General features: G+C 46.0%; 9 protein-coding genes. 5 read left to right on the forward strand and 4 right to left on the reverse strand.

The features are described 5' to 3' along the window. Positions 1–63 precede the first annotated feature (63 nt). The 4 genes from AZI87_RS09175 to AZI87_RS09190 all read right to left on the reverse strand — a co-directional run bounded on the left by AZI87_RS09175 (position 64) and on the right by AZI87_RS09190 (position 5,504). Positions 64–1,002: a trypsin-like serine peptidase gene (locus tag AZI87_RS09175; protein WP_063206244.1), complete on the reverse strand. Its 939-nt coding sequence runs from the start codon at positions 1,000–1,002 to the stop codon at positions 64–66. A gap of 158 nt (positions 1,003–1,160) precedes the next feature. Next, complete coding sequence (alaS, locus tag AZI87_RS09180; protein WP_063206245.1) at positions 1,161–3,887, reverse strand: alanine--tRNA ligase; 2,727 nt, start codon at positions 3,885–3,887, stop codon at positions 1,161–1,163. Then, the gene (locus tag AZI87_RS09185; protein WP_063206246.1) at positions 3,874–4,338 is read right to left on the reverse strand and encodes a regulatory protein RecX; all 465 of its coding nucleotides are present in this window, start codon (positions 4,336–4,338) and stop codon (positions 3,874–3,876) included. The genes alaS and AZI87_RS09185 overlap by 14 nt, the downstream gene beginning before the upstream one ends. 11 nt (positions 4,339–4,349) lie before the next feature. After that, a complete protein-coding gene (locus AZI87_RS09190) occupies positions 4,350–5,504 on the reverse strand; it encodes a metallophosphoesterase (RefSeq protein WP_081112158.1) in 1,155 nt (384 codons plus the stop codon). 107 nt (positions 5,505–5,611) lie between these two features. Here AZI87_RS09190 and AZI87_RS09195 point away from each other — a divergent pair, with 107 nt between their 5' ends. From AZI87_RS09195 to recA, 5 genes are all read left to right on the forward strand, one after another. After that, positions 5,612–7,300, forward strand: a complete 1,689-nt coding sequence (locus AZI87_RS09195) for an AMP-binding protein (protein WP_063206248.1) — start codon at positions 5,612–5,614, stop codon at positions 7,298–7,300. An 80-nt stretch (positions 7,301–7,380) separates the two neighbouring features. Further along, a complete protein-coding gene (locus tag AZI87_RS09200; protein WP_172795508.1) occupies positions 7,381–8,172 on the forward strand; it encodes a substrate-binding periplasmic protein in 792 nt (263 codons plus the stop codon). A 365-nt stretch (positions 8,173–8,537) separates the two neighbouring features. Beyond that, the gene (locus tag AZI87_RS09205) at positions 8,538–9,017 is read left to right on the forward strand and encodes a phosphatidylglycerophosphatase A family protein (RefSeq protein ID WP_253696617.1); all 480 of its coding nucleotides are present in this window, start codon (positions 8,538–8,540) and stop codon (positions 9,015–9,017) included. Positions 9,018–9,019: 2 nt separating this feature from the next. Beyond that, positions 9,020–9,520: a CinA family protein gene (locus tag AZI87_RS09210; RefSeq protein WP_063206250.1), complete on the forward strand. Its 501-nt coding sequence runs from the start codon at positions 9,020–9,022 to the stop codon at positions 9,518–9,520. 67 nt (positions 9,521–9,587) lie between these two features. Continuing rightward, entirely contained in the window at positions 9,588–10,715 is a 1,128-nt protein-coding gene (gene recA, locus AZI87_RS09215; protein WP_063206251.1) for a recombinase RecA, read from the forward strand. Positions 10,716–10,850 lie beyond the last annotated feature (135 nt).

Here is a 10,850-nt window from a genome sequence, read left to right on the forward strand (position 1 = left end):
AAATTCCCGCAAACCGATGCAATAAAAACAGCTTCCCGATAGGAAGCTGTTTTTATTTGTAGGCTATTTTGAACTCATACTTTTATCGATAATATCTTTATAAAACAGAAGGCTCTGCACTTCAGAAAAGGTGTTCGGAAATCCCTGAAGGGGATAACTCGGTGCCAGGCTTTTGCAGTTTCCACCCTTGGAATCACAGCTATTATATCGTTCGCATCCGTGAACGGGATCGGTGTAGGTGGAAATACCAGGATTTCCACCGATAAGAACACCCACGATCTCATTTTTAGCATTAAAGACGGGACTGCCACTGTTGCCCGAGAAAGCATCTAAGTCTGTCAAAAACGAACGACTGCGATACTGCGGAAGAAAGACCTTAGCACTGTCTGTGTATTTTAGAGGAAGTCCCATCGGGAAACCCAGCATAGTGACAGGTTCATTCATTTTGACCGGACTGTTAGATATCTTAAAAGGCATTCTATTTACGGTCGGGCGATCCAAGCGAATAAGGGCAAAGTCATGGTTTTCGCCCTTCTCACTGACCGTTGCATAGATGATTTCTTTGCACTTAAAGATCTTGTCGTTGGCGATCTTTGCGGGATTCACTTTTGAATCGTAGTCAAACATCCAAGTGTAGACTTCACAATACTGGTCAGTAACACTGCGAATTTCACCAAAGGTCACGGCGCAGTGGCCGGCCGTGATCAGAAGATCTGGAGCAACTAAAAAGCCCGAGCAAGCGTAAGCGATACTTGTTTGGTTAGCAAAGCGTTCATCCCGGCACATGAAATCGCTCATTTTGTTAATATCTAAAGAAGAGTGACCATCTCCAAGATCGGTCCAAAGGCTGCTTAAGACACCGACAGCAACAGAACGCGCGAGTGAATTCTTCGCAGGCACTTGCAAGATATCTTTACGATCATCACGTCCAAAGATATCGGCACAGGCAAATGCAGGAACGATAAAAATGAAAGCCAATGCGACACGAGAAAGCAGTTTCACGAGAAGGTTCCTATCCTAGTGAGAGCGTTCGAAAGGCGCACCTTACTAGAAATGGATTCTAAGATCCACCCAGTTGAATTTATTTCCCGTCATGAATTCATTTGGCTAATAGAGAGAGAAATTAGGACCCCGAGTGGGGCCCTAATATTAAAGATTCGTTATACTCCTAAAAGAGATTTTACCTTGTCGAAGGCCTGAGGAAGGCTTGCTCTGTTGGGAGCCGCGCCTTGAGCGAAGTCAGGGCGACCGCCGCCTTTGCCGCCCATGATGCCTGCGACTTCTTTTAAAAGATCACCGGCTTTGGTTTCGCCAGAAATCTCTTTAGAAACGCTGACGATGATAGGGTTTGAGCCTTCACCTTGTCCGACAACAACCACGACACCATTTTGGATTTTGTTTTTCAAATGGTCTGTGACTTCTGCTAGAACCTGGCGATCGTCTAAAGCGAGATCTGCAAGAACCAGTTTCGCAGATGCTCCTGCCTTGGTTTTGAAAGTCAAAGCTTTCGCCGCAAGATCATCGACATTCACTTGTCCACCTTGAAGCTTCTTCATCTCTTTTTCCATTTGCTTGATCTGCTCTTTTAAAGCTTCCACGCGATTAGCTAGTGTTGCTGTTTCGCCAGTGGCTTCAAGATGTTTCAAGTAATGAGGGCTTTTTTGGAAACCAGCCGCTGAAAGTGCCTCATCCAAGTGAGAAACTGCATTCATCGCATAGCGAACAGCCCCATCACCCGTGATAGCCTCAACACGACGAACTCCAGCGCTAACGCCTGCTTCAGAGACAATCTTAAACAAACGAATCTGTGAAGTGTTCTTAACGTGAGTTCCACCGCAAAGTTCGCACGAGAAATCACCCATTGTTAAAACGCGCACTTTGTCGCCGTATTTTTCACCGAACAAAGCCATCGCGCCTTTCGCCTGAGCCTCTTTAGGCGACATCACTTCGACTTTCACTTCGTTACCCATAGCGATCTGTTCATTTACCAGATCTTCGATTTGACGAATTTCTTCGGAAGACAATGGTTTGTTATGAGTGAAGTCGAAACGAGTTTTTTGCGAGTCCACTAAAGAACCTGCTTGAGTCACGTGGGCACCCAAAACCTTACGGAGAGCGGAGTGCAACAAGTGGGTCGCCGAGTGATTGCTCATGGTATTGCGACGTTCAAAAGGATTTACGATCGTGTCTACTTCTTGGCCGACTTTAAATTCACCGTGTTCGACTTCAACGTGGTGAAGAACGATATCGTCAGTCTTTGTTGTGTTCACAACTTTAGCGCGCGATCCGTTCTTATCCATGATGTAGCCGATGTCACCAACCTGACCGCCACCTTCACCATAGAATGAAGTTTCATCCGTGATGATAACGCCATGGTCACCTTCTTTTAAGGACGTCACGACTTCTTGGCCGTTAGAAAGCGCTGTAATACGACCGCCACCCGCGAAGTCGCCGTAGCCTGTGAACTTCACAGTTTTTCCGGTAGCGACATAGTCTTTCGCGAATTTGATCAAGTGTTGTTCGTCCGCACCTAAAGCTTTCCCTTTCCAGGAGGCTTTGGATTTTGCGCGGTTGGCTTCCATTTCTTTTTCAAAGGCGGCTTCGTTCACTTCGATGCCTTGCTCGTTCGCAATCACGCGAGTCAAGTCTGCCGGGAATCCGTAAGTGTCGTACATTCTGAACACAACTTCACCCGCAAGTTCCTTAGCGCCTTTAGCTTTCGCCTTCGCGATTTCATCCATCAGGATGTTTGTGCCGTTATCCAAAGTGCTGATAAAGCGGTCTTCTTCGTCACGAATCGTATTTAAGATATGATCGCGACGCGCGCTTAATTCTGGATATACCGAACCCATGCTTTCAATCAACGCTTCCGCCATTGCTGGCAAGAACGATTGATCGGCAGAAAGCTTACGGCCGTAACGGATCGCACGTCTCATGATACGACGAAGAACGTAACCACGTCCTTCGTTTGAAGGAAGGGCTCCATCCGCGATCAAGAAGGACGTTGAACGACAGTGGTCTGCAAGAACGCGCAAAGCAGAAGTGATTTCTGCCGCATGTTTGTCTTTAGCTAAAACTTCTTTGTCTGTGATGTATTCAATCTTTCCGATTTTGCAAGCGCGCTCGATCATCGGCATGAAAAGATCAGTATCGTAGTTGTTGAATTTGCCCTGCATAGCTGCCACGACACGCTCAAGACCGGACCCTGTATCCACGGAAGGTTTTGGCAGCGGAGTCAATGTGCCTGGAGGATTTTCGAAGTACTGCATGAAAACCAGATTCCAGATTTCCACGAAGCGATCTTCACCCGCGGCGATCCCTTTAAACGGATCAGAAATAGTTCCTGCTTTAGGCCCGTGATCGTAAAAGATTTCCGTACAAGGACCGCAAGGGCCGGTATCACCCATTTTCCAAAAGTTATCAGCATCAAAACGGAAGATGCGATCTTTGGGGATGCCTTCTTGCGTGTGCCAGATTTCAGCCGCTTCGTCGTCAGAGATATGAACCGTCACATAAAGTTTTTCTTTCGGAATGTTCAATTCTTTTGTCAGGAACTCCCAAGCAAAATGAATCGCATCTTTTTTGAAATAATCGCCGAAAGAAAAGTTCCCCAGCATTTCAAAGAACGTGTGGTGACGAGCCGTGAAGCCGACATTTTCTAGGTCATTGTGTTTACCGCCGGCGCGCACACATTTTTGAACAGTGACAGCGCGAGAGTAATCGCGTTTTTCCAAACCCAGGAATGTATTTTTAAATTGGTTCATCCCGGCATTCGCGAAAAGCAATGTCGGATCATTTTCTGGAATCAAAGAAGAAGAACCTACATGCGTGTGACCCTTCTTTTTGAAGTATTCGACAAAGGCGTTGCGGATCTCAGAGCTTTTCATAAATAACCTTTCTTACGGTCTCGGAATCAAATCCTCGTGAAGCCAAGAAGCGACCGACACGGGCCTTTTCTTCGCGCGAGAATTCATAATCTTCATCATACTTAGTTTTTACAATTGAAAGAGCCTTTTCAAGCTCCAAGTCTCGGTCGGTAGAAACAGAAGGCAAACCTTTTTCGCGAAGGTAATTGTTGATGTAGTGAATGCCTTTGTTGCGACGGTGAAGCATATCGGCCATGCGCTGAGCAAGGTCCGCAGGATCGCCAATCCAATTCTGGTCTTTGGCGAAATCAATAGCCTCATCAATGATCTCTCCCAAAGAGTCTTCATCCGAAAATTTTTCGCGCAGTTTCGTGCGCAATTCTTTTTCGGAATGGTCCCGGCGGGCGATCAAGTCCATGACTTTCTTTTTCGCGGCCATACGGGTTTTTTGGGGATCTTTCTCTCGAGACATGACAGAGATTATTACTCTGTTTTGGGCTCCTTGCGAAGAACAATTTCGGTCAGCTCACAATATGTTCCTAGACGAAGTCGCGGCCCCCAATAGCCCGTTCCCTGATTGACATAGAGCTGCATACTTCCAATGCGGTAAAGCCCTTTGGCGTAACGCTCAAAAAAGACAATCAACCAGTTCCAAGGAAAGAACTGACCACCGTGGGTGTGACCTGATAGCTGCAAATCAACGCCCAAAGCCTGGACTTTAGGTGCCAGAGACGGCTGATGAGACAAAAGAACCTTAAAGCTATTCTCGTTAAACTGCTTTTGTACGCCGGCTAAGTCAGGACCCTCTTCCCGAAAGTGCAAGGCGGCGGGATCGGGAATGCCTGCCATCTGTAAGGTGGCCGATCCGAATCCAATATTTTGAACCTCATTGATCAACACTTTAAAACCAATATCGCGGAAAGCCTGTAAGCCTTTTTGCGCATTCCAGTAGTACTCATGGTTTCCCGGAACGTAGTAAATGCCGTGCTCTGCTTTCAAATCCTTAAGCATGTTGAACTCTGCTTCATGCTTTTCCACGAAGCTATCCAGAATGTCGCCGGTGAATACGATCATATCTGGTTTCAAACTCGTGGCCTGTTTCACCAGTTTTTTCACGAACGAGGGGGAAAGGCTGGGGCTGATGTGAAGATCGGTGATATGCAAAATGCGTAGGCCTTCTAAATCCTTTGGAAGATTTTTAAAAAAGACCGGCACTTTTTTTAGACGAGGGCCCACCTGGATGACGGCGTTTCCAAAAATCAAAAACACCAGAGGAAGGCCCAGCATCGCAAACGTCGCCTGCGAGCTGTATAAGTTCCCAAATGGAGAAGGCATCGCCCATTTTTCCACAAAAGCAAAGACGTCACGTAATATGACTAAACTCACAAGGAAATTAATGTACGCCATCACCGTCAAAGAGCCATCGAGAAGGCGATCTCGCCAAGGGCGATGGTCTAAATTCTTTTCTTTCCAAAAGAAAAGAAAGGTCCCTATGACCAAGGCAAAGAGGAATGCCAGCAATAGAATGACGGCGGCAGTTCCCACCCAGGTAAAATCCGTAAAGCGCGTTAACTGGTGGGATACATAGATAAAAATGAGCAGAATAAAAGAGCTGGCGAGCGTGCGAAATAAACCCATAGGACTTCTTACCATGGTGACCTGCCTTTGCACAGTCCAATGTAAAAACACACGTCGGAGTCCTGTAGAAAGAATGATAAATTTATAGAGTCGCACTGGGAGGTCCTATGAGTTTCCGCAGCGAATTCGAACAGGCGAGGGATTTTTTAATTTTACACCGTTCTGATTACGACTACGCCTACTCACATTTTGAGTGGCCACGTCTTGAGGAGTTCAATTGGGCCCTTGATTATTTCGATCCCATGGCTGAAGGCAACGACAAGACGGCTCTTTGGATTGTCAGCGAAAACGGGGACGAACACAAATACAGTTTCAATGAGCTTTCACAGCGCTCAAACCAGGTTGCCAATTATTTGCGCCAGCACGGCGTGCAAAAAGGTGATTCGATATTCTTGCTGATCGAAAACGATGTGGCGTTGTGGGAACTGATGTTAGGCGCAATGAAGGTCGGAGCCGTTCTTGTGCCGAATAATCCTTTGCTATCGCAACAAGAACTTTCAGACCGTCTGAATCGCGAGCAGATTAAAGTGATCGCGACAACAAAAAAGCACTCTGATAAATTCTCAGTGAAAGGAACAAGTGTTCTTTCACTGATCGTCGACGGTGAAGTGGCGGGATGGAGATCATTTTCTGAATATCAAAAAGAAAGTGCGGACTTTGAAGGTGAGGGGCGCACAAAAGTCAGCGATCCTCTTTTTAGATACTTCACTTCTTCAAGCAGCGTAAAACCTCGCATCGTTGAGCATAGTTATGGTGGCTTCCCTATTGGGCACCTCTCGACGATGTACTGGATCGGTTTACGCCCTGGAGACGTTCACTTTGGTGTGAATTCAACGGGGTGGGCGATGCATGATTGGAACAATTTTATTGCTCCTTGGAATGCAGAGGCGACGATTTTTATTTACAAACAAGAGCGCTTCAACGCGAAAACTGTATTAGATGCATTGTCAGAGTATCCCATCACGACATTCTGTGCGCCGCCTACGGTATGGCGTCTGCTAATGCATGAAGATATGGCTTCCTACAAAGTGCAACTTCGCGAAGCCGTCAGTACTGGTGAAGCGCTAAGTGCAGAGGTGATTTCAAAAGTCTATAAGGCGTGGAAACTGTTTGTACGCGATGGATACGGTCAGACAGAAACGCCCACTATTATCGGGATTCCCCCTGAAGAAAAAGGGGCTTTCGGCACGATGGGTAAACCTTTACCTGGATTTAAAATTGCGCTTTTAGATGAGAAGAAAAACTTAGTGGATGCGGGTGAAGTTTGTATCAGTCTTGAAAACCAACCTTTGGGACTTGCTTCCGGAGCCGGAGGTGACAGTGGTTACTTCCACACTGGAGATTTAGCTTATCACGATGATTCGAATAATTATTCATTCTCGGAACGAGTCGACGGCTTGTTTAAGTCTTCAGACTATCGCATCAGTCCCCACGAATTGGAGTTTGTTCTTAAAGAATTTCCTGCCATTCGCGAAGCCGTCGTGATTCCAAGTCCAGATCCCATCCGAGACTCTGTTCCAAAAGCACTCGTGGCTCTTATCAAAGGTGTTGAGCCGACCAAAGAGCTTGCTCTGGACATCATGAACTTTGCGCGTACGCGATTGTCCCCATTTAAGCGCATTCGCCGGGTTGAGTTCACTGAGATCGCCATGAACACTCATGGAGAAATTTTGAGGTCCGAACTAGTTGCCCGCGAGAGGGATAAAGTTCACTCTGGAGAGAAATCCCCTTACGAGTTCTGGGAAGAAGACGCAAAAATCAGCATTCCCGATGCATGGGCACAAGAGCTTCCATAGGGAAAGTGTCTCAAATTTGTTTATTTTTCTAACTGCTTTGTAAGGCGTTTCTTTGTTAACATCCTGCTAAGATGTTAATCGTGAAACACTTAATCTTGACTGCATTTTGCGTAACACTTTGTCAGCTTGCACAAGCTGAAACAAAGATCTGTGAACGCCGCTACAAGGTCACTGTCAACAATCAGGCCCCTTCATTTGTGCCTGATGTTCAGAAAGGCGGTAAGGGTCTTTCTTTTGATTTGATTAAGGTGATTGAAGCCCGTATGGGTTGCACGATGACTTTGAATCCGGTGGAGTTGCCGCGCGCTTTTGAAGATTTTAAAAGTTCACGCACAGATATTTTTGCTTTTGGAACTTCCGATGAAGAATGGTCAAAGCCAGGTCGATTCATTCCATTGTACAAAGCGGCTCGTCTTCTGGTCGTCAGTAACTCTGTCTATGATCCTAAAAAAAGCATCCAAGATTATTTGAAAGATCCGCGCATCAAGTTTGCGGATCAGACTGGTGGTCGATTCTTTTATCTTCCAGCGGAATCTGAAAGTCTGGAAAAACAACGTCGTGTAATTCGCAGTCCTCGTCCCGAGCATCTTTATGACTTTCTTAAAGATGGCCGGGCACAAGCGATGTTTTCTTCGGCGGTCTTTAATAAATATTTTGTCGACAGCAAAGACATGCATAACAAAGTCTCTTTTATTCGCGATCCAAAAAATAAAATTGAAATTGGAATTTACGTTTCCAAGCGTCGTGTGACGCCGACAGAGTTTCAAGAACTTCGTAAAATCATTAAAGACCTACAAATCGAAGGGGCTTTCCGTGATATCGTGTCTCGTTACGTGTATCCGGAAGATCTGACTTATTACGAAGATTTGTAAGAGGGTCGATAAGACTTCTTAAATATTTCCCATCACAAGCTACTGAATTTCCCCTTATTCAACGTGGGTCCATCTGATCCGAGTTCGTAAGAGTCTTCGAAAAATTACGAACACCGTGTGAGCTGTGATGGGATTTTAAAAAATAATTAGACGGCGGCGACCAAGGTGTCCGCTATGTAGACAAGAGTTGCTATTATCATCATCCACTTCAACATGGTTGACCTCCGCTTAAAGAAGATGCGGGAGTTCTGCACCAAAGTCGAATCGCTAATTTTGATTGAAGGTATAAGAGATTCTTTGGCAATCCCGTGACGCCGTTCATTTTGCTTTGCAATAAAAAATGGGACAGCGTAGTTCTTCAAATCATGCGCACATTCTTAAAACAGCTGGCGATTCTCTTTGGTATTGGACGTTTTCCGAAAGGACCTGGAACGGTCGCGACTTTAGCGACGATTCCTTTGGTGATTTTGCTTTGGAAAACGGGGCCGCTGATCTATATGGCAGCGATTGTTTTGCTGCTCCCAGTCGGAATTGCTGCCTGCGAAGTTTATGAGCAGGATAAGGGCGGTCACGATCACAAAGAGATCGTAATTGATGAGGTTTTAGGTTTTTTAATTACTATGGTCTGGTTGCCTTTGACATGGCAGGCCATTTTAATCGGTTTTGCACTGTTTAGATTGCTGGACATTACAAAGCCTTTATTCATAGGATATTTAGATAAGAAGATCCAAGGAGGTCTTGGAGTGATGGTGGACGATGTGGCCGCGGGGATAATTGCGAGTCTCATCATGCAAGTTCTCTACACTCAAACCAACTGGTTGGGCTCTCAGGTTTTGGTGCCGTAACGATGTCACTGAATTCTGAAAAGCTTCAAGAACTCATTCGATCCCTTCGCGACCAAAAACTCACAGTGGGTTTTGCGGAAAGTTGTACTGGAGGTGCACTTTCGGCTTTTTTAACAGAGCAGCCTGGCATATCCGACATCTTTTTAGGCTCTGTGGTTTCTTACTCTAACGAGGCGAAGGAGGATCTTCTGGGGGTCCGTCGAGACACTCTCATGCAAGAGGGTGCGGTGAGCGAAGCGGTCGCTCGTCAAATGGCGCACGGAGTGCGTCGACAGCTTAAAACTGATTGGTCTGTGGCAATCACAGGTATTGCTGGTCCGAGTGGTGGAACACCCACAAAGCCAGTAGGAACTGTCTGCATTGCTATTGCTGGACCGGCCTTTGAAGATTCACGAAGACTGTTGTTTTCGGGAGATCGCAAAGCCATCCAGAATGCATCGGTCGACTATTCAGTGAATTGGCTGTGTGAAGCGCTGGACGCTTCTTTGAAATCTCGACAATAAAAACGGCCTCGGCCAGAACATTTAACATTAAAGAGTCGTAGCAAGTGCTACGAGAGAGGAACAACAGATGGCAAACGCTTCTGTAGACGGCAAAGTGAACGGCGAAAAATCTAAAGCTTTGGAGCTAGCAGTTTCTGCTATTGAAAAGCAATTCGGTAAAGGTTCGATCATGCGCTTGGGCGCAAACGAAACTCTCGTGAAAGATGTTGAAGCAATCAGCACAGGTGCTTTGAGCTTGGATATCGCTTTGGGTATCGGTGGTCTTCCAAAAGGTCGTATCGTAGAAATCTACGGTCCAGAGTCTTCTGGTAAAACAACTCTTTGCTTGTCCGTGATCGCTCAAGCTCAGAAAAAAGGCGGCGTTGTCGCTTTCGTCGATGCGGAACACGCATTGGACGTTAACTATGCTCGTAAATTGGGTGTTAACACTGAAGATCTTTTGATCTCTCAACCAGACACGGGTGAACAAGCTTTGGAAATCACAGAGACTCTAGTTCGCTCTGGCGCGATCGACGTATTGGTTGTCGACTCCGTAGCGGCGTTGGTTCCTCGTGCAGAGATCGAAGGTGAGATGGGTGATTCTCACGTAGGTCTTCAAGCTCGTTTGATGTCTCAAGCACTTCGTAAATTGACTGCGGCTATCAACCGTTCCAACACACTAGTTATCTTCATCAACCAAATCCGTATGAAGATCGGTGTTATGTTCGGTAACCCTGAAACAACAACAGGTGGTAACGCTTTGAAATTCTACTCTTCAGTTCGTTTGGATGTACGCCGTGTAGGCGCGATCAAAAACGGTGAGGACGTCACTGGAAACCGTACGGCAGTGAAAGTTGTGAAAAACAAAATGGCTCCTCCGTTCACTAAAGTTGAATTCGACTTGATGTACGGTGAAGGTATTTCTGAAGAAGGTGACTTGTTAGACTTAGCGGTGACTGCAAACTTGGTTGAAAAATCAGGTGCCTGGTTCTCTATGAATGGTGAGCGCATGGGTCAAGGCCGTGATGCTGCAAAAACATTCTTGAAAGAACATCCGGAGTACATGACTGAACTTCGCGCGAAAATCTTGGCAGCGAATGGTATCGGTAAATTGTTGGTTGATGCTAACGGCAACAACGGCGAAGACCACGAAGGCACAGAGCCGGTTGAAGCAGAAGAAGCAGCACCTAAAAAATCAAAAAAAGGTAAGCACTAATTTTTTTGATTTATTGATTCAAAATCAGGAAGCCCCGTCGAAAGACGGGGCTTTTTTTTTTAACTTCTGCCTGGGGCTTTCAATACGAACTTACCTTGAAAATACGGTAATTTAAGGTGAAGACTTCTCCGATAA

Origin of the sequence: Bdellovibrio bacteriovorus (genome assembly GCF_001592745.1) — a bacterium.
Lineage (GTDB): Bacteria > Bdellovibrionota > Bdellovibrionia > Bdellovibrionales > Bdellovibrionaceae > Bdellovibrio > Bdellovibrio bacteriovorus_B.

What these genes read in the sequence shown, in the direction of transcription:
- alaS (WP_063206245.1), bottom strand. Translation starts at nt 3,887, where the DNA reads ATGAAAAGCTCTGAGATCCGCAACGCCTTTGTCGAATACTTCAAAAAG.
- AZI87_RS09185 (WP_063206246.1), bottom strand. Translation starts at nt 4,338, where the DNA reads ATGTCTCGAGAGAAAGATCCCCAAAAAACCCGTATGGCCGCGAAAAAG.
- AZI87_RS09190 (WP_081112158.1), bottom strand. Translation starts at nt 5,504, where the DNA reads ATGGGTTTATTTCGCACGCTCGCCAGCTCTTTTATTCTGCTCATTTTT.
- AZI87_RS09195 (WP_063206248.1), top strand. Translation starts at nt 5,612, where the DNA reads ATGAGTTTCCGCAGCGAATTCGAACAGGCGAGGGATTTTTTAATTTTA.
- AZI87_RS09205 (WP_253696617.1), top strand. Translation starts at nt 8,538, where the DNA reads ATGCGCACATTCTTAAAACAGCTGGCGATTCTCTTTGGTATTGGACGT.
- AZI87_RS09210 (WP_063206250.1), top strand. Translation starts at nt 9,020, where the DNA reads ATGTCACTGAATTCTGAAAAGCTTCAAGAACTCATTCGATCCCTTCGC.
- recA (WP_063206251.1), top strand. Translation starts at nt 9,588, where the DNA reads ATGGCAAACGCTTCTGTAGACGGCAAAGTGAACGGCGAAAAATCTAAA.